This window comes from Neobacillus sp. CF12 (assembly GCF_030348765.1).
In the GTDB taxonomy this organism is placed as follows: domain Bacteria; phylum Bacillota; class Bacilli; order Bacillales; family Cytobacillaceae; genus Neobacillus.
Genome location: NZ_JAUCEU010000007.1, coordinates 1,716,730 through 1,736,980 on the forward strand (window position 1 = coordinate 1,716,730; position 20,251 = coordinate 1,736,980).

Genomic DNA, 20,251 nt, shown 5'->3' on the forward strand with positions numbered 1-20,251 from the left:
TTATATTCCTAGTATTTTTCTTTGCATTTCTAAATGACGTTTCGTCATTTCTACGCCTCTACCCGATAAATGATCCTCATATTCAGAAACAATATACCCATCAAAATCAGAGTTTTGGATAATCGGTAATATATCTTGATATGGAATACTTGCTTCCTCAAGGTTCTCATCAATATAATGGAATTTCCCATGGAAGTGGATATTGTATGGCATGATTTTCTTTAATCCTTCTAAATCAGGCTCGTTATAGAATGTGACAAATCCATACATTCCTTGGAGAGCACCCATTACAGGACCATTAGCGCCGGCTTCAATCAGCCGCTGTCTGGCTTCCTCTCTTGGCACACCATCATAACGTAATTGAGCAGCCATTTCTAGCAATTCGAGAGGTGCTCCGTTTGCTAGAGCCTCATCCCAATGAGGTTTATTTGGTCGAGTCGCAAAAGTTCCAAAGTCTGTTACAAATCCAAGATATTTAGATCCTGTCTTCTCAATTACTTCCACATATTTTTGGATATTAGGTGATGTTGGCGTTTCAGGATTATGGATTTCAACCCCTACCTTAATGCCATAAGCTTCTGCATAAGGCGCTAATTTTGCGAATGCTGATGGCGGTAAAAGGTACTGGGCACGCATAATCTTACATCCCAATTTGTTAGCCGTTTTTAAATCGATTATGGCGGATTGCAGCAATTCGTCTTCTGTCAAATCGCGATCGGATCTTAATCCGCGGTCCGCATTGGCTCCGTAGGACACAAAGTCAATCCCATAGTGATTCGTCATTGCTTTAAATTCATTTAACACTTTGTCGCTTACATATGGATAAGAAGGCAGCATTTGGGTCCCTACCAATTCAAATCCTTCTGCCCCATATTCCGCAGCCGTACGAATACAATCTTCTAATGTAAATTTGCCTTTAATATATTCATCTGTAAAGCTATATAAAGAAACTCCTAATTTTATATTACTCATTGGCCTTAACCTCCTCTCTCCTAATCTCTAACAGTTAATGTTTTGCTGCCACAAGAATCTAGTACGGCGTATTCACGTTCTATCTTTCTTCCTGGAACCGCCATGTAAGGGATACGTAACATTAATCTAACATCAATTTGATGTTCCCCTTTTGATAATCCCCCCGGTTGGTAAACATTGATTGTCGCTGGCTCTATTAAATTCCAAAACTCTGAAATAAGACTTGGTAATTGACTTAACGTAAACTCTTTTCCATTAAGACAAAAAGTGATATCATCTGAATTTACTTCTTTACCATCAACGGTAACAGCACACTCCTCAATACAGGATAAGAAATGTCCACGATAGTTACTTAAACGGATTTGGAACTCATATCCTAGCTTTTTCCCATTCACATATGTGTTTACTAGACTATCATCACAAACAACATCGACGAAGGGCAGTTTCATACTAAATGCCATGTTTACACCTCCTATTTGCTTAAAACAGTCTCATCTTCGAAAACAATTTCCTTACCTGTTTCAGCAGATTTATAAACTGCATCTAAAATTTTCGTTACGACAAATGCCTGTTCAGGTTTTACAAGTGGTTCTTTATCATATAAAACAGCCTCTAACCATTGCTTTGCTTCTAGTACTTCTGGCTTATTCGATCCGCCTTCAAAGAAAGCAATTGCACCCCCTGCGGAGTTTTTCTCTTCTGTTAACATGCCATTGCGTGCTGAATTATAAACCAACTCATTGGTACGGAAGCTCATCCCGGAATTGATTTGTGCACCAGCCTTTGTTCCGCAAAGGGTAGTTGCCGCCTCTCTGGATTCTAAAACGTTAAGAGCCCAAGAGGATTCAAGGAAAATCGTAGCTCCATTTTCCATTTTGATATAACCAAACGCAGAGTCTTCTACTTCATACGTTTCAGGATCCCATGGTCCAAACATATTGCCTTCAACGGCTTCTGGTAGATTGCCTAATTTATTGAAAACAGAACCTGTTACAGAAACTGGTTTGTAATTATCCATCATCCATAAAGTAATATCGAGAGCATGTGTACCAATATCGATTAAAGGACCTCCACCTTGTTGGGATTTATCAGGAAATACTCCCCAAGTTGGTACGGCACGGCGTCGAAGCGCATGTGCTTTTGCAAAATAAATATCTCCAAGCTCGTCTTTTTCACAAGATTTATGAAGAGATTGTACTTCCGGACGGAAGCGGTTTTGATAACCAATTGTAAATTTCTTTCCAGATACTTTCCAAGCATCGATCATTTTTTGAGCAGCTTCTGTAGTGTGAGCCATTGGTTTTTCACACATAACATGCTTGCCTGCTTCAAAGGCTGCAACCGTAATGGGGCTATGGCTTACGTTCGGAGTTAAAACGTGTACAAGATCAATTGATTCATCCTTCAATAGCTCACGATAGTCTGCGTAAACTTTAGCATCTGGTGTTCCAAATTCTTTCGCTGCTTTTTCAGCACGTTCAATGACGATATCACAAAACGCAACGATTTCACTTATATCTTTAAATTGTGATAATGCAGGAAAATGCTTCTGATTTGCAATACCACCGCAGCCAATAATACCAATTTTTAATTTACCCATAATTTTCATTCTCCTTTTTCTTCATTTAATAAATGATTGTTTTGATTTGATTTATATATTGAGAATCTATTTAAGCAAAAAACTGACTCAAATAGTTTTTACTAATTTTAATAGAATCTTTTCTAGATTTAAGTGAATCTTCGAATGCTTTGTCCTCTACTTCAATGACGGCATATCCGCGGTATCCAATATCAGTTAAGGCAGAAACATATTGTCCCCAATTGACATCACCTAGACCTGGTAATTTAGGCGAAATGTATTCAAGTGGTGTTGCCATGATTCCGACATCATTTAACCGATCCTTGTATATCTTAATGTCTTTAAAGTGGATGTGGAAAATGCGATCTTGGAACTCATAGATTGGCTTGATATAGTCCATTTGCTGCCAAACAAAATGAGAAGGATCGAAATTCAATCCGAAATTTTGATTAGGAATTAATTCAAACACGCGACGGAAGATAGCGGGTGTTGTCATTAGGTTTTGTCCGCCTGGCCATTCATCTGCAGTAAATAGCATCGGGCAGTTTTCAATCGCTATCTTCACTCCAAGCTCTTCAGCATATTCAACGATAGGCTTCCAAACAGTAGTCATGGTAGTCAAATTTTCTTCTATTGTTTTCTTTTGATCTCTTCCAATAAACGTAGTAACCATGTTTATATCAAGTTTGTTAGCTGCCTCAATACATTTTTTTATGTGGGTTACATAGTAATCACTTTTTTCGGAATTCTCATCTAAAGCATTGGGATAATAAGCTATAGCGGAAATTTTAATTCCTTTGGCTTTGCTATAATTTTTGATATATTCCACATCTAAGTTATCAACATCAATGTGGGTTACGCCAGCATATTTCCGGGCTGCTTTCCCTTTCGGCCATGCACATATCTCCACACATGAAAAACCGTTGTCAGCTGCATAGTCAATTACTTCTTCAAAGTTGCATTCACTCAAAATTGCGCTGTTAAATCCAAGTTTCATTGCTGTCTAATCCTCCTCCTATGTTTCTATTAGGTTTTATCTATTGATTCCGCTTACATATATATCTTAACCTCTTTTTACACTTGTTCCCTTTCTTTAATTATCCTCATCAGGTATAGATTTTCGTCTTTTTCTAAGCTCCTTTTTTAAGAAAATTAAATAGATTAAAAATAATATAGTTATTTTTAATCTATTGGAGAATTTGATTAAAAATAAAAGAGATGCGATAAACTGTGTATCGCACCTCAGGACTTCATTATAAAGATAGAGATATTTTTCCAAACATACCGGTGGGATCGATAGGATCGTGCCAAACAATAAATGGTGGTTCAGGGTGATTGAAACGATCACGATCTAATGTTGTAGCTACTTCTACTCGAATAGTATTGGTACCTTTCTTTAAATAGTTTGCCACCTCAAAAACATAAGGTGGACACACTTTCATCCCCACATATTCATCATTGATCCATATTTCTACTGCTTCATAAATATTCTCGAAAGATAATATCCCTTGTTTTGTTACTTCTTCTAGTTCAAACGTCTTTTCGTACTTAATGATTCCAGTGAAAGTGGGATGTTCTTTGGAAATCGGTACTAATTCTTTCATTTGTTTCACTTCAGCGAAATTTGGATATTCGATATTCTTTACGAATGAATAGTTCCAATCGGTTGATAAATCGATTGTTTCTTCACATTCAGAGAGTTTCAAAGAATGTGGTTGATAATCTCTATATTCACCAATTTGTTCATCATCACTAACAAACACAACACAAGATTCATAAGGTTTTAACTCTAAATAAATAATCGCGTTTCCATTCTCTTTTCTTACTAGCAGATTTTCAAATGTATTTTCTTGCCCGTTATAAATCATAGCAGATTCACCTTCTGGTAATTCAATTTCTCCACTGAAGGTCTCATGTGCAGATTCATTCTGGAACATGTAAATGTCATTTTCTTTTCTATAATGATAATAAGTTAAGTCCTTAAAAGCTACCTTTAATCGAATATCAAATATCCCATCTGCCTTAAGCACCGAATCCAACTCACTTAAAGCTACAACCTTACACTTTTCAACTACTTTTAATAGTTCTGAAACTTCCTGTCCATCTACTTCATTAGAAATTCCTTCTGGTCTGCCATCTACAAAAATAATCTCTAGGTCACCTGAATTTTTGATAAAAGCAGCTAGTTCTTTCGTAATATATTGACTGTAAGGAATCACTAAACATTTAAATTCTTCATCATTAATGTGTAAAACGTTATTCTCTATTTTTCCATTATAAGAACCTAAGTCACTTAAGATATCAATCGGAACAAAATCAAAATCGATTTGATTTTCAGTCAGTACTCTGGCAGGCTTTTGCATTTTCATATATTCACCGGTCCATTCACTCTCGCCATGATATAAAACGGCAACAGGAGCAACATGGGTACCGCCATTAAAAATATGACAAAGGCGGTTAGCATAATGCATGAGATAAGCAAAATGCTTGAACTGCGGATTATGTCCTCTTGCATAAAAATGCGGCGGGCAATCAAAGTCAGGGTATTCTCTCATTGAAAAGGCGTGAGGTACAAGATAATTGATACCTCGAATGAACAAATGGTCCAGAATATACTTCATATCCCTGACTCCAAGTTTCCAACCATAAGCTCCAAAAAGTTCACACATCGTCCTTCCTTTTTTCTTCGGATCGAGATGTCCATAAGAAGAACCTAACTTCCCTAATGTATAATGGTAGAATTCTCCATCTCCTTTAAAGACTCCCCTTCTCTCTAAACCGGCACCGCCAAAAATTATTTGACCGCCAATTACATCAATTCCCGACATATGCTGGCCAGACAACGCTCTAAAGAAATGCCCGGCACCACTGCCTAATCGGCTATGCTGATCATTATCCTCAATCACGTGTCCAATGTATTCAACATTGTGTTCTTCACACCATTTTCCTAATTGTTTACTGAAATTCTTTTCATATAAACGAGTAACGGTATCCATATAGGTAAATCGTGTATGGACACATTGATTCATTTCTTCTGAACTATTCCATAAATAAGGCAGGTACATTCTCCAATTGTCACCAAGAACGTCTGAAAGAATATTTTTTGCCTCTTCACTCCAAGGTAGAGGCATATCTTTTCTTCCAATCGATTCATTAAAGTCAAATCCATTTACATTACCGAATGCAGGCTCATCCGAAAAGAAACCAGCAAACGTCTTTCCAAAATCGGTCTTATAACGTGCATAATGGGGTTCGTAAACTGCTTCAAGCTGTGTGCTGACAGACTCTTCATCAATCATATTAATATATTTCGGATTTCCGCCATCTGTCTTGGTTTCATACACAACATAAAGTCTCCATGGTCCTTCCGGCAAGGTACATGTTAAGAAATCACCCTCAACACTGTCTGTTAAATCAACTAACTCTTCATGAATAATAGCTTCCTTTATTAACTTTGCTGCAACGACACTAATTAATTTATTATTTTTTTGCTCTTCTTTGTCGATTGGTTTACCAATATCCAACCAGGAAGACTTTGGTTTTAGCATAGGGGTAATATGTACCGCTACCTCATTTTGGGCACCTAAGATATCGAGAGTATTGTAGTTAATATAGGTTTTCTTACGGTTTGGATATTTTTTCTCAATTAAACCATTCGCATATCCGGTTGGAAAATGTGCATCATCTAATACCCAAACTCGCATACTTCGCTGCTTCGCTTCTTCCATCACAATGTCAAGGTCATGCCACCAACCTGGACCAGCGAAATCGGGATGCGGCCTTGCTTCAACACAGATGCCTCGTATTCCACATTCATAGATTTTTGATATTTCTTCTCTAATTATGTGTTCAGCTTCCCCTTTCATCCAAAGAAAAGGAAGAATGTAATTTTCATTTTTATGATTGATTAAGTCCTTTTTGGTTTTTTCCATGATGTATCCTCCTATTAAAATAGCTTATAAGCTACACATAGTTGTGTAACTTATAAGCTACAGTTTAATTTTACATTGTTAATCCTTGTCTTTTTAGAAGTTCTTCTGTATTTTTCATCGCTCTTGCCTTTGTAATATGATAGAAGAACAAAGGAATGGTTCCGATAATTAATAGTATACCAGGTCCTAAATTTACTAAGATGTTAATTCCGTTCACTACTTCCGGAGTTTGTTGTGTATTCGCAACATAGCCAATTGCCCCTAAAATTGCTGCACTCAAAGCTCCTACTGAAGCGCTTGCAATTTTGGTTACTAAACTTGTAAAGGAATAAATCGCACCGTCTGCACGTACGCCTGTCTTCAATTGACTCTCATCGATAGCATCCCCAACCATACTGAACACCATAAGACCACTAAATCCGAGTGGAATACATGAAATCGCTGACAAAATATAGATCATCGTAAAGTTTGAAACAGGAGTTAAATACAATCCACACCAACCAAGTCCCATTATGATAGATCCAACAATCAAAAGGGTCCTTTTTTCAAAGTATTTTGCAATAAAAGAAACTCCAAATGCTCCAATTGCTCCACAAACCGATAATATTGTAAATAAAACAGCGATTAAATCTGGTCGATTTAATACATAAATAGCGTAATACACAATCGTTCCTATTCTACCAAATACACCTAGTAAAACAATGAAAAGACTAGATAATATTAACAATACTGGTTTATTGGACCAAACAGATTTTAATGATTCTTTAATCGTTGGTCTTTCTTCTTTTGCTGGAGTAACAACTTCCTTACAGTTTTTAAACGTTAAGATTAGAAGTGGAGCAGATACCAGTGATAAAACAATTGCTGCATAGAAAAATCCGTTTTGTTGATTTCCCTTACCTAAAAAAGTAATTAAAGGCATTACCGCAGCTCCTGTTAGAATACCTGCTAATTGTCCAAAAACTCCTCTATAAACGTTTAAATTCGTTCTTTCGTTTGTATCCCTTGTCATTACTGTTGCTAGTGCACCATATGGAACGTTAACCACTGAGTGAACTGTACCTAATAATAAATAGGTTATGGTAGCGTAAATCACCTTGCCTGCAGTTGAAAGATCTGGAGTGTAAAAAGTCAAGATATTCAGGGCACAAAGAGCTAATGCACCGTAAAGAATATATGGTCTAAAACGTCCGTGTTTGCTTTTCGTGCGTTCCATGACTAGTCCAAGTATTGGATCTACGAAACAATCCCAAACCCTTGCCACTAGTAAAATGATAGCAGCTACACCACCGGCAATACCGAAAACATCTGTATAAAAGAATAATAAATAGGATGACGCTAAACTCCATACAACACTAGCAGAAAACTCTCCAAAACCATAACTTAACTTTGTCATAAAACTAAGCTTTTCATTATTCTGAGGAACAACTATATCATTTGTTTGCTGAACCACTGCATTTGCCATACTTTTCCTCCTATTTTACGTATTGACCCCAACATGTGTATCTATTCATTACAGTAGCTACTGTTACCATTATATTATCTGACCCAATATGCAAACGCCTTCATATTATTAAACATATAACTCTTATATTTTAACCTCTTGAAAATTTAAAGGGCTTTCATTTATAAAAAGATAATAATTTGGCTGTTATTTTTAATCTTCTATTTCAAAATTCAGAAATTATTATCCATTATCAGTTTAAAATCGCATTTCTAGCTATTTTATCACATAATTAACTAGCTTAGGTGAATGAAAAAAGCAACCATATAACATGTGTTTAATGGTTGCTTAAAATAATTCCTATTCTATTACAGTAAATTCTCCCTTAAGTCCTTCTTTCGAGTTAGGGCCAACGCATACTTTGAACAAACCAGGTTCAATAATGTATTCCATTGCTTCATTATAAAAACCAAGATGTTTAATCTCAAGCTCTAAACTTACTGTTTTACGTTCACCTGACTGAAGAAATACCTTACTAAATCCTTTTAACTCTTTAACTGGTCTTACTCTACTAGCGACAACATCTGAAATATAGAGCTGGACGATTTCCTCTCCAGATCTTTCCCCTGTATTGATTACATCTACATTAATGGTAACTTTACTATCTTTAGTAAACTCAGAAGATGATATTACTAGATTTTCATATTTAAATGTTGTATAGCTTAATCCAAATCCAAAAGGATACAAAGGTTCAGCAGGTCCATCTATATATTTTGATGTGAATTTTATTTTCCCTGCAGGTCTACCTGTCTTTGGATGATTATAGTAAATTGGCACTTGTCCAACTGAATATGGAAAAGTAGCTACTAGTTTACCACTTGGATTATAGTCTCCAAACAAAACATCGGCTATCGCATTACCGCTCTGAATGCCCAATTGCCATGCTTCTACAATGGCAGGTACGTTCTCAGCTGCCCAAGGAATAGTTAATGGTCTTCCGTTAATGAGGATAACTACTACCGGTTTTCCTGTTTGATGCAATGCCTTTAATAAATCTTCCTGTCTACCAGGTAAGTTTAGATCCATACGGCTCGAAGCTTCTCCGCTCATGTCGGTATTCTCACCCACGACAGCAATGACCACATCAGATTCGTTTGCTACTTGTATGGCCCCATCAAAGTCCATATTTTCATTCCCGATTACTTCACAACCTTTTGCGTATACGATTTCTGTATCCTTATCGACCGTAGATTGGATTCCTGATAAAACAGTAACTACTTCTTCTGGGTCCCCCGTTATAGCCCATGTTCCCAACATTTCCTTTTGATTATCTGCCAGTGGACCAACAACAGCAATTTTCTTAAGATTTTTCTTTAATGGTAGGATGTTGTCGTCGTTCTTCAACAATACAATGGATCGTTGTGCCATTTCTCTAGCCACTTTTACATGTTCAGGAGCAAGCAGAGTTTTTTCTTCCATTTCTTTATTCGTTCTATATGGGTTATCAAATAGTCCTAAATGAAATTTCACGCGTAAAACACGTCGTACTGCTTCATCCAATACAGCTACAGGAATTTCACCTTTTTTGATTTGTTCAGGTAAATCCTGTTGGTACGTACCGTGACTCATATCCATCTCTAGCCCTGCCAATAAGGCATTCTTACTAGCTTCCTTCCGATCAACAGCTTCCCCATGAACCACCACTTCTGCAATAGAATTAGCATCACTGACAACAAAGCCTTTAAATCCTAACTGTTCTCTTAAAACATCCGTTAAAAGATAGTTGTTTACCGTACAGGGAATACCATTTAGATCATTAAAGGCACTCATAAATGTTCCAACACCCGCTTTGGCTGCTGCCTCAAAAGGAGGGAGGTAGACCTCATGAAGAGTTTGAAGCGACATGTCCACTGTATTATAATCGCGACCTCCCACTGCTCCTCCATAAGCAGCAAAATGCTTGGCACAGGCAAGTATCCTTTGAGGTTTGGATAAGTCTTCTCCTTGAAATCCTTTCACTCGGGCAGCTCCAATCATACTCCCCAAATAAGTATCTTCTCCTGCACCTTCTGCAATTCGTCCCCAACGCGGGTCTCTGGTGATATCTACCATCGGTGCATAAGTCCAATGAATTCCAGCAGCCGATGCCTCTTTGGCCGCAATCTCAGCTGTTTTCTCTATCAATTCCATATCCCAACTACACGCTTCTGCAAGTGGGATTGGAAATATTGTTTTATAGCCATGGATTACATCCAAGCCAAAAAGCATTGGAATTCCCAATCTAGACTTCTCTATGGCTATTTTTTGTAATTCATTAGAGATTTCCGCTCCTGTGACTCCACCCATTGAACCAAGGATACCTTCTCTAATCTCATCCTTGTGATAATTCTTCTCCATTGCCTGAAATTCCTGATAGGAAATCTCACCTTCCACCAATTTGGTAATAATTTCTTCAAATGCACCATAAAGGGATGGAACAATTTGTGTTAGTTGACCAACCTTCTCTTCTATTGTCATTTTGCCGATTAATTCATTTATCTTACTTTCGTGATTTTCCACTATCATTTTATTCTGAATAGCCATTTTCATCATTACATTACCATCCCTCTCATTTTTATAAAAAAAAACACATAAAGTACCCTATAGATAGAATTATATTAAATCTATCTTTAGGGCACTTTTTCCTCAAAACGATGATGAAAGTAGTAGAAATTTATTTTTATCTTTTTCGAAAAAAACAGGTTCATTTTTACTTGCAGCTTGATAAAAATGATCAATAATTTCCATCATGTAAACACCATGCTCTGCTGGTGCCATTAATGCCTTATTTGATAGAATACTATTTGTAAAATGTTCAAACTCATTCAGTAATTTAATATTTGGATTCAGTATCGGAGAAATATCGACACAGGTATCCAATAATTCAGAATGAATCTTTAACTCACCATTTATAAGAGTAGCTCCACCCTTTGTTCCTAGTATTTCTACATACTGTTTGTCTTTTTCAATATTGGAGGCCCAGCTAAACTCAAAATTTACCGTTGCTCCATTTTTTAGACCAATAAAACCCATAGCAGAATCTTCGACATTAAAGATACCATTAGCTATTCCCTTATATCCATTTCGATTCCTTGTGGTTGTATGATCAAAATTATTGTAAGTCGCTCCTGTAACATATGACGGTTCTGGCATACCCATTAGGTACAAGGCTAAATCTAAATAGTGAACACCCAAATCAATCATAACTCCGCCGCCGGCACAATCTTTATTCGTAAACCATGTCCCTCTTCCAGGTATTCCACTCCGTCGTATCCATCCTGCTTTTGCCTGATAAATATCTCCTAAGTATCCCGCATCAATGTATTTTTTCAAGTAAACAGCTTCATTCGTAAACCGGTTATTGAGCCCTACCATTACCCTTTTACCAGATTTATTTTTAGCTTCAACGATTTTTTCTGCTTCGCTAGCATTCACTGCTAATGGTTTCTCACAATGAACATTTACACCTTTTAAAAGAGCGTAAATTGATATTTCTGCGTGCAAATAGTTCGGTGTACAGACACTAACAAGATCCAAATTTTCTTGATTCAGCATATCTTCATAATTACTATAAACTTTAATGATGTTATATTTTTTTGCTAATCTCTCCGCATTCTCTATATTCACATCACAGATGGAAACCAATTCAACATTTGGGAGATTGATATAATTATTTAAATGTTTTCTCTCAGCGTTACTCCCAGCTCCAATTAACCCATATCTTAATTTCTGGTTATTCATTTTATCCTCTCCTTAATTCTTCAAAATACAAGTTTCTTCATGTAATTGATTGTATAATCGATTCCTTTTTCGCCTAGTTCTCCCGTCCAAACTGGTGAATGAGGTTCAATGCTTAAACCGCCGGAATATCCTTTTACTCTTAATAGAGAAATAAACGTTTTCCAATCCGTTTGATCCAAACCTGCAGGTGGATCATCCACTCTTTGACCATTGATGATCATGGATCCCTTTAAATGCACATGGTTAAAACGCTCTCCCCAATCCAAGGTTTCCTGTAGATAATCTCCACCAAAATACCGACTGTGAGATGGGTCAAATTTAATTCCTAAGTCTTTTAAATGTCCATGAATGATTTTCCAAACCTCAGGAGTATTGACATAGTTTACTTTTCGGCAGTTGTAAGTAGAGACTTTTACCCCTTTTGGTTTAGCGTAGTCAATTAGAAGTGAGAAAAAGTTTATCGCTGCTGTACAATTTTCATAAAAAGATAATTCTTCAACATAATTACATCCACTGACGAAATTGGTACAACCTAATTCATGTGCAACATCAATTAATCGGAAGCATCTCTCTATTTCTTCTTCTATGACTCTTCCCTTTTCATCAATGCGTAAAGACTTCCATCTGCCTATCGATTCAACGGATACACCATATTCATTTTTCCACTTTAGTAAATATTCTTTATTCCGATAAAAGCCCTCTACATCCTGCCCTTCATTCACACATACTTCTATAAAATCTAGCCCCTTTTGCTTTGCTCTTTGAAAACTTTCCTTTGTCGGTGTGGCGATAATTCCAAGTTTCATCCTGTCAAAGACCTCTTCTCCTAATAAATTGGTTGAGCCTGCTTATCTATATAACTTCCAGATATTTGAGTGACGCTTACAGTTTATATTTTACGGATATTAATTCATTTTTTCTTCTCACCTGTTAACCACATTCATGTTAGATTTTCATTCAATTTGTCTTTATCTATTGATAAAGACAAAAAGAGGTTAAAAATCTGCTTAAGATTTTTAACCTCTTTATTAAAAAGAATTATTTATCCCCAAATAACAAATTAAGTTCAAATAACCTCACTTCATGTGGTTGAAGTGCTCCATTTAAGACGATGGAATGATTATCAACAAATTTATGCTCCACTTTCATATAAGGGACACAAATCTGCTTTAAGTAATCGACTTCATCTGGTTTCATGTCATCGACAGCTCCAAATTTTATCCATTCGTCTAGTACACTGCCATGGTCACGGTTCAGTTTTAGTTCTTTCACACGATATTTTCCATTAGCAATACCTTGAATTTCCAAAGAGAGGTCTAAAGGATCATTGTTTTCAAAAATATCGTATTGCTCGTGGATGCCTGCACTTCCCTCAGGATGCAGGTAATAAGAGTAATTGAAATGTTTATAGTTAAAACATAATATTTGATAGCGATCACCGGACCTTTTTGTAACAATATAATTGTCACCCTTTGCCACTAAAATTTCCCCTAATTGTTTTAACAGGACAAAAGCAAGGTAACTCGGTTTTTTAATGCTATTTTTCGTCAACAAACCTGCACCGCCATGCAGAAGGTTCTTAGAATCCCTAAAATCACTAAAAATATCTGAAGACAACCAATAGCCCATCATATTCACTTGATTTTGATTTAAGTTTTCAACAATATTTTTTACCATGTATGAAGCTTTAAAGCTGCTATCATTAAGAAAGTTACGATTAGAAATGGAGATATTCCATTCTGTAACGTTTAGTTCAATACTTTCAAATCCTGCCTTTTTCAACGTTTTTCTTACTTCATTCAACTTGTATAGTACATAATGAGGATTAGTTGAATGTAGATTTTTTATCGGCCCCCGGTATTTATTCCGGTCTATTTCAATTGGATAAAGATAAATAGATAGGAAGTCTGGCTGGATTGCTTCTTTTTTCCATTGTTGAAGTAGTAAATCTAGTTTATCACCTTCTAGATCCATGCTTAACCCACATCCGCCAACCTTTGCACCTGGTACAAGTTCTTTAGTGATTTTTGTAAATCCACTAAACATACTAAAATATTCATTAAATTGACTGGGACCCTGATTGGGGTTGTTTTTAATACTATCTAAAAAGTCTCTTTCTTCCTGTACTCCTATGTTAAATACATTAGTATGTGGTTTCCACATTTCAAAGTACCAGGTCTCGACTTCTTCAATCCCATAACGTTCAATGCATTGTAACAAAAACGCTCTTACTAGATTTCTCCATTCATCAGGAGACCTTTCGCTTATCGTTTGAATTACAAGAGTCTCGCCAATGGCTTTTTGAATGATCTTAGGTTTAGGACCAATTTCAATAAAGGGTTTCAATCTATTTTTAATTAAAAAATCCAATAACTTATTCGTATTTGAAAAATTGTAAGTGATCGTTTCCTCCGAGCGGTCTTCTACCAGCATATCATCTCCAAACAATCCCCAAAATCTAGCGTAGGTAAAACCGATTTCAGACTGCAGAAGGATGATTTGTTCTTGCATATCAGAATTCAATAAATCCTTTGCATATCCAATATTGAGTAACTTATTCCAATACTTAATAAAAGCATCTGTTTTCCCAATCGTAACAATTTCTGTTTCGGTAGTTTTCGTTGACTTAGGGAGTGCTTGAATACTTTTATCCTCGTTACTCCCAAGATAATGAAGCAACTCAGTAAGTGCTTCATTATCTTCTAGATTACTTATTTCATTAGAAGGTTCTACCACTTTATCTGGTGTACCTGACATTTGTTTTCTGTACTCGATTGGCTTTAATTGATAGTTTTCATTAAAGACTCTGTTAAATGCAGCTAGATTCGGAAAGCCATTATCTAATGCAATCCGTGTAATTGGTTTGCTAGAGTTGACTAATTCGTTAACAGCATGTGCCAATCGGATTTCATTTAGGTATTGAGAAAACGTTTTTCCAGTTTGTTTCTTAAAAAACTTAGATAAATACGGAATCGAGAGATAATGGATGCTTGCGACTTCCTCTAAAGATAAAGGCTCTCGATAATTATTTTGAATATAATCAATAATCTCAGTTAATCGATCATTTTGACCTTTGTTATACGAGTTTAACTCCAATTGATTCGTATTCTGTAAATAATTCAATCGGAGAGCTGAAATAAATTTATAAGTTTTTTCTAAGAATTCAACTTGAGAGAATTTTTTTTGCTTGATATAAATGGTTAACAATTCTTCAATAACCGTTCTTAAGTCCTGATCTGCTGGACTATCCTGTTCTATTGAATTACAAGAGAAAACTATATTTTTTTGTGTGAGCAGAGAACTCAACTCAAAGTAATTTAAATGAAAGATAACAAATAAATTGTCTTTTTCAGACTGGAAAGAATGAAATTCATTCGAATTCACCAATAAAAAATCAGAACTTTTCAAGTTAAAAATCTTATTATTTACTTTGACCTGTAAATTACCATTTATCATATATATCAATTCAATTTCTCTATGGGCATGTTCCAGGTTACTCTTGTTGTTCATTACTGAAATCGTTACTAACTTTGAATCTATTGAAGATTGGAAAGTATGTGAACCAACCAATTCCATCCCCTCCATAAAAAGCTTACTTTTAAAAACTACTATTTCATAATATAACATACGAACATTTTAAAATTCACACCTTATTCTAAATTACATTAATATTTATTTAAAAGAGTAATTTTGACAGATAAACGACAACCGCAACCGTAATACTGCTTATGATGGTAGTCAAAAGGACCGCTTGGGAAGCATATTCTGGGTAATTATCATATTCAAGTGCCAGCAATGCACTATTTCTTGAAGAGGGAAATGAGCTGGCGATAAATAGCGCCTGAGCAGTAATATCTGTTAATCCTAGAATATATATAACTAATAACCCTACAAGCGGAGATATAATCAGCCGCCCGATTACAATCCAAACAATCGGTCTAGAAATTCTTGTGATTTTTAAAAATGCTACTTGTGCTCCAAGTGTGACCAGCGCAACTGCCAAAAACGCATTCGATGAATTTTCAATTGGCTTCCACAAAAATGGAGGAATTTCAATATGAAGCCATTTCAACAATATGGCCAATAATAAAGCGTAAATAACCGGAAGTCGCATAATTTTTTGTAAGATTTCTCTACCACTGCTATCTGCGGAGACACTGTTGAAAAAACCATACGTGAAAGTAAGGAGATTTTGAAAAATAGAAATAATAATTTGTATCGACATACCGGCAGGATTAGCGGCAAAAACTAGTTCGCTTACAGGGAGACCGTAATTACCAGAATTACTCAAAACCATACTGTTTTTAAAGGTTGCTGTCAACTTACGGTCAAACCTGTTCGCTTTTGCAATAAACATACTGGTAATAATAAGCAGAATATTAAAAAGTAGTAAAAATACTAATGTTTGGCCAATTAATTTACTTGACATGTTGCTCTCATAAATATTTACAAAACAAACCGCTGGCAATAAGAAATACACCGTCAATGTTGACAGTGTAGATAAATCCAGCCTTATAAAACGCTGCAAGACAGCGCCTGCCACAATTAACACAAATATAGGAAAAATGATATCCAACAATATATGAAATAAAATATTCATATAACTTACCTTCTCTCTATCTAATGAAAAAAAGGAAAAATGCAGTTTATTTATTAATAAATTGCATTTTCCTATTTCTTATACTACCTGATCGTTAAAATAAATAACCTCTGATAGAATCTTACAACCTGAAACACCTTTCAAAGCTTCCTTGGCTTCTGTTTCAGAATTAAATTCAAACATTGAAATAGTGTTTCCCGTTGAATAAACAGTGAGTATCCACATAAAATTCATCTCCACTCTATTTTAAAAAGGAATAATTGATAAACCAATTGCAACAACAATCATTACCAAAGTCGAACCACAGGCCCACTTGAGGAATGTGCGTTGTAATTCCCCAAAATCTTCTCCAACCAACCCGACTAACAAATACGTGGAGGGTACAAGAGGGCTTAATAAATGGACAGGCTGCCCCAATAGTGACGCTCGTCCAATAAACTCAGGGTCAATTCCATAGACACCTGCTGCTTTGGCAAGCAAAGGTAAAACACCATAGTAAAAGGCATCATTTGACATAAAAAACGTTAAAGGTGCGCTAATAATCGCGGTAATAAGTGCAAAATGAGAACCAAGTACATCTGGAATATATGAAATCATGGTGTTTGCCATGGCATCGACCATTTTCGTGCCTGAAAGAATCCCCGTAAAAATCCCTGCAGCAAATACCATTGAAACTACTGATAACGCATTATCAGCATAATTGGCAATTCGTTCTTTTTGGTCACTTATTTTTGGATAATTTATCGTAATTGCCAACGCAAATCCTAGCATAAACAATACGGTTGTTGGAAGGACTTCTTTAATTAACGCAACTAAAAGAATGATTGTTAGAAAATAGTTTACAAGAATTAACTTTGGTCGTTTTAGAAAGGCATCTTCTGATGCAGCTGCTACCATGGACATTGCGCTGTAATCGACCTGCAGTATTCCAATTCGTTTGCGTTCTTTTTTCCCAAGACAGTAGGCCATGAACAATACGAACAATACTCCGCCCGCCATACTGGGTATAACCGGAGTAAAAACATCAGACATTTCAAGATTTAATGCTGTCATGGCTCTGGCAGTAGGTCCGCCCCATGGGAGAAGGTTCATAACACCTGAGGCTGATATAGCGATTCCAGCAAGAATCAATGGTTTCATGCCAATACGTTTATACAAAGGCAGCATGGCAGAAATAGTAATAATATATGTAGTTGTTCCATCCCCATCAAGGGATATCAAAAGTGCAAGGATTGCAGTTCCAATAGCTATCTTTACTGGATCTCCCTTTACTACTTTTAAGATGGTAGAGATAATCGGATCAAATACTCCCGCATCAATCATGATGCCGAAAAAGAGAATAGCAAACAGAATCATAATTCCCGTTGGGGCAACACTTTTTATCCCTTCAAGCGCCATTGGTCCCATTTCTTTACCGAATCCGCCTATCAATGCAAAAATGACAGGAATCACTATAAGGGCAATCATAGCTGGAAGTCGTTTCGTCATAATTAAAACCATAAATGTGATAATCATTAAAAATCCTAATACTGCAAGCATCGTCTTCACCTCTTTTGTTTGTAAATTAAATATAATCAAAATATTCAGATGTGAAAACGTTTCCAAAATAAAGTTATTAACGTAAATTAAATTGATTTTGTACATTTTGTTCATAAGAGGGTTATTTTTAAAAGTATTTAGGAGGTATACAAATAAGGGAAAATAAAGATTAAATAACAAAAGGAGGGCAGTTTGCCCTCCTTAGGATACTGGATAATATTTCCTTTCCGGTCTTCCCACAATACCATAAACTACTTCTGCTCTTACTTCCTGCTTGGAGGAAAGATATTCCAAATACCTTCGTGCAGTTATCCGAGAAGCACCAATTTCCTTACCAACATCTTCTGCAGAAATTCCCTCTCTTCTTACGTGGAAAACAGCCTTAACTTTTCCTAAGGTAATTTCGTCAATTCCTTTTGGCAATCCCGAGCTCTTTGACGGCACTTCATTTTTCCCTTTACGGAATAGCAAGTCTACATAATTCTGATTTACTTCTTGAGTGGCTGAAAGAAGCGAGTGTTTTTTTATAAAATCCTGAATGACTTCATCAAATCTTTCCCTGCTTACTGGTTTGATTAAGTAATTCTCAACACCATAGCTTAAAGCTTTTTCAAGGAAAACTTTATCAGTAGCTGCTGTTATCATAATAATACTGACTTTTGGGAAATTCTCCCGGATCATGGGGAGTAATTCAGAACCTAGCATATCCGGCATATATACATCTAGAAGCAGTAAGTCGGGGGTTTTCTGCTCTAATAATTGCAAAGTCTGCTCACCATTCAATGATTTTCCAATCACATCTATTTCCTTAAACTTATCTAAAAATTTCTCATGTATATCCGCTATTCGAAAATCATCTTCTGCTATAGCCACTTTTATCTTATCCAAAATTCTCATCCCCTTGCAGATTCTTCGGTAGATAAACTGTAAAAACAGTTCCACTTTCAAGGCTGCTTTGCACCTCGATAATCCCATTCAATTCCAATACAGCCTCTTCAGCATTTGATAAGCCAAATCCCCTCGGCTCATTGCCATTTTTTGAGGTATAACCTCTTTCAAAAAGAAGCGGAAATTCTACATCACTTATTCCCTTACCATTGTCTGAAATCTCAAAAATGATATCACTCCCGATATCTGTCGCGAAAAACCTAACTGTTGGATTTTCACATTTATAGACAGCATCAAAGGCATTATCAATTAAGTTTCCAAGGATCACGATCAAGTTGGTGAGCTTAACACGGGATGGTATTATTTCCAAATAGCTGTCTGAAATAATCTCAAAATTTATTTTCTTTTCTGATGCTTTTCCTAATTTCCCTAAAAGGATCGCCTGCACTTTTGTATCTTTGATCTGGTTAAAAACGACTGAATTCTGAAATTGCAGTGTTTGTGTTTCGCTTTGGATCATATGTATTGCCTCGTTATATTCACCAAGTTGAAGCAGACCCATTAAAACGTATAATTTATTGGTAAATTCATGCGTTTGGGCACGAAGATCTTCCGAATATCTTTTTACTTCGGATATAGTATTTAGCATTTGCTCTATTTCTGTTTTGTCACGAAAAGAAGCAACAACCCCCTTAATACCATTTTCATCAACGATGGGAGTACTATTAACGATGATGGTTTTTTGATTCCAGACCATTTCTTTATCGGATTGAGAGTTTCCCGTTCTTAATACCTCATACAAATAATTAGATGGAAATAGCCCATCCACTTTCATATTTCTGACTGTTCCCTGAAGCTGTAGAAGACGCTTCGCCTGCTGATTCATCATTGTAATGTAGCCTTCTTTATCTATTGCTAAGATGCCTTCTTTTACCGCATGCAGGACAGCGTTTTTCTCTTTATAAAGAGATGCAATTTCATAAGGCTCAAGTCCCATTGTATCCCTGCGGATATTGCGTCCTAGTAACATACTTCCTAGAAGGGAAATCAAAAAGGCAAAGAAAGAAACAATGAGCACTCTTCTGAGATTATTTAGGATTTGCTGATTGACATCTTCAAGGAGATATCCTACAGAAACGATTCCGATAATCTCCCCTTGATGATTATATATAGGGGACTTTCCTCTAATAGATGGTCCGAGTGTACCTTCTGCCTTCGAGATATAATACTCTCCTTTGATCAGGGCTCTTTCATTATCTCCCCCTGTCATTTTCTGCCCAATTTTTGTGTTCAAAGGATGCGAATATCGTATGCCATCTCTATTTCCTATGACTACAAATTCGGCACCTGTTTCATTTCGTATTTTCTCTGCTATAGGCTGTATCGTTTTAGCAGGGTCGCTCGTTTGAAAAGCATCAATGATAGTGGGGATAAAAGAAATGGTTTTCGATAATTCCAATGCCAACCTTCCCTTATTTTCCTCAATTTGTTTACTTTCCATATAACTATAGAATCCT

Annotated in this window: 15 protein-coding genes; all 15 read right to left on the reverse strand. The window is 36.1% G+C overall.

The features are described 5' to 3' along the window. Positions 1-972: a sugar phosphate isomerase/epimerase family protein gene (locus QUG14_RS08245; RefSeq protein ID WP_289340028.1), complete on the reverse strand. Its 972-nt coding sequence runs from the start codon at positions 970-972 to the stop codon at positions 1-3. A 20-nt stretch (positions 973-992) separates the two neighbouring features. Then, positions 993-1,433 carry a C-glycoside deglycosidase beta subunit domain-containing protein gene (locus QUG14_RS08250; protein ID WP_289340029.1) on the reverse strand — a complete coding sequence of 147 codons (441 nt, stop codon included), beginning with the start codon at positions 1,431-1,433 and terminating at the stop codon, positions 993-995. A gap of 11 nt (positions 1,434-1,444) precedes the next feature. Next, on the reverse strand, positions 1,445-2,572 hold the full coding sequence (locus tag QUG14_RS08255) for a Gfo/Idh/MocA family protein (RefSeq protein WP_289340030.1): 1,128 nt from the start codon (positions 2,570-2,572) through the stop codon (positions 1,445-1,447). Positions 2,573-2,642: 70 nt separating this feature from the next. Then, entirely contained in the window at positions 2,643-3,548 is a 906-nt protein-coding gene (locus QUG14_RS08260; protein WP_289340031.1) for a sugar phosphate isomerase/epimerase family protein, read from the reverse strand. A gap of 256 nt (positions 3,549-3,804) precedes the next feature. Continuing rightward, on the reverse strand, positions 3,805-6,483 hold the full coding sequence (locus tag QUG14_RS08265; protein WP_289340032.1) for a glycosyl hydrolase: 2,679 nt from the start codon (positions 6,481-6,483) through the stop codon (positions 3,805-3,807). Positions 6,484-6,553: 70 nt separating this feature from the next. Beyond that, on the reverse strand, positions 6,554-7,948 hold the full coding sequence (locus tag QUG14_RS08270) for an MFS transporter (protein WP_289340033.1): 1,395 nt from the start codon (positions 7,946-7,948) through the stop codon (positions 6,554-6,556). Between the two features lie 339 nt (positions 7,949-8,287). Further along, positions 8,288-10,519, reverse strand: a complete 2,232-nt coding sequence (locus QUG14_RS08275) for a glycoside hydrolase family 3 N-terminal domain-containing protein (RefSeq protein ID WP_289340034.1) — start codon at positions 10,517-10,519, stop codon at positions 8,288-8,290. 93 nt (positions 10,520-10,612) lie between these two features. Continuing rightward, a complete protein-coding gene (locus QUG14_RS08280) occupies positions 10,613-11,707 on the reverse strand; it encodes a Gfo/Idh/MocA family protein (protein WP_289340035.1) in 1,095 nt (364 codons plus the stop codon). Positions 11,708-11,727: 20 nt separating this feature from the next. After that, positions 11,728-12,513: a sugar phosphate isomerase/epimerase family protein gene (locus QUG14_RS08285; protein ID WP_289340036.1), complete on the reverse strand. Its 786-nt coding sequence runs from the start codon at positions 12,511-12,513 to the stop codon at positions 11,728-11,730. Between the two features lie 232 nt (positions 12,514-12,745). Next, positions 12,746-15,277, reverse strand: a complete 2,532-nt coding sequence (locus QUG14_RS08290; protein ID WP_289340037.1) for a GH39 family glycosyl hydrolase — start codon at positions 15,275-15,277, stop codon at positions 12,746-12,748. A 106-nt stretch (positions 15,278-15,383) separates the two neighbouring features. Continuing rightward, entirely contained in the window at positions 15,384-16,307 is a 924-nt protein-coding gene (locus tag QUG14_RS08295) for an AEC family transporter (RefSeq protein WP_289340038.1), read from the reverse strand. A 78-nt stretch (positions 16,308-16,385) separates the two neighbouring features. Next, on the reverse strand, positions 16,386-16,532 hold the full coding sequence (locus QUG14_RS08300) for a hypothetical protein (RefSeq protein ID WP_289340039.1): 147 nt from the start codon (positions 16,530-16,532) through the stop codon (positions 16,386-16,388). 21 nt (positions 16,533-16,553) lie between these two features. Next, positions 16,554-17,960, reverse strand: a complete 1,407-nt coding sequence (locus tag QUG14_RS08305; RefSeq protein ID WP_353961068.1) for a CitMHS family transporter — start codon at positions 17,958-17,960, stop codon at positions 16,554-16,556. 87 nt (positions 17,961-18,047) lie between these two features. Beyond that, positions 18,048-18,743 (reverse strand): response regulator, encoded by a 696-nt coding sequence (locus QUG14_RS08310; RefSeq protein ID WP_353961069.1) that lies wholly within the window; start codon positions 18,741-18,743, stop codon positions 18,048-18,050. Next, positions 18,727-20,235 (reverse strand): ATP-binding protein, encoded by a 1,509-nt coding sequence (locus tag QUG14_RS08315; RefSeq protein WP_483310716.1) that lies wholly within the window; start codon positions 20,233-20,235, stop codon positions 18,727-18,729. The genes QUG14_RS08310 and QUG14_RS08315 overlap by 17 nt, the downstream gene beginning before the upstream one ends. Positions 20,236-20,251 lie beyond the last annotated feature (16 nt).

Coding starts and splice junctions, on each gene's coding strand:
- QUG14_RS08270 (WP_289340033.1), bottom strand. CDS start 7,948: ATGGCAAATGCAGTGGTTCAGCAAACAAATGATATAGTTGTTCCTCAG.
- QUG14_RS08315 (WP_483310716.1), bottom strand. CDS start 20,235: ATGGAAAGTAAACAAATTGAGGAAAATAAGGGAAGGTTGGCATTGGAA.
- QUG14_RS08280 (WP_289340035.1), bottom strand. CDS start 11,707: ATGAATAACCAGAAATTAAGATATGGGTTAATTGGAGCTGGGAGTAAC.
- QUG14_RS08245 (WP_289340028.1), bottom strand. CDS start 972: ATGAGTAATATAAAATTAGGAGTTTCTTTATATAGCTTTACAGATGAA.
- QUG14_RS08305 (WP_353961068.1), bottom strand. CDS start 17,960: ATGAACAAAATGTACAAAATCAATTTAATTTACGTTAATAACTTTATT.
- QUG14_RS08300 (WP_289340039.1), bottom strand. CDS start 16,532: ATGTGGATACTCACTGTTTATTCAACGGGAAACACTATTTCAATGTTT.
- QUG14_RS08265 (WP_289340032.1), bottom strand. CDS start 6,483: ATGGAAAAAACCAAAAAGGACTTAATCAATCATAAAAATGAAAATTAC.
- QUG14_RS08295 (WP_289340038.1), bottom strand. CDS start 16,307: ATGAATATTTTATTTCATATATTGTTGGATATCATTTTTCCTATATTT.
- QUG14_RS08310 (WP_353961069.1), bottom strand. CDS start 18,743: ATGAGAATTTTGGATAAGATAAAAGTGGCTATAGCAGAAGATGATTTT.
- QUG14_RS08285 (WP_289340036.1), bottom strand. CDS start 12,513: ATGAAACTTGGAATTATCGCCACACCGACAAAGGAAAGTTTTCAAAGA.
- QUG14_RS08250 (WP_289340029.1), bottom strand. CDS start 1,433: ATGGCATTTAGTATGAAACTGCCCTTCGTCGATGTTGTTTGTGATGAT.
- QUG14_RS08275 (WP_289340034.1), bottom strand. CDS start 10,519: ATGATGAAAATGGCTATTCAGAATAAAATGATAGTGGAAAATCACGAA.
- QUG14_RS08255 (WP_289340030.1), bottom strand. CDS start 2,572: ATGGGTAAATTAAAAATTGGTATTATTGGCTGCGGTGGTATTGCAAAT.
- QUG14_RS08260 (WP_289340031.1), bottom strand. CDS start 3,548: ATGAAACTTGGATTTAACAGCGCAATTTTGAGTGAATGCAACTTTGAA.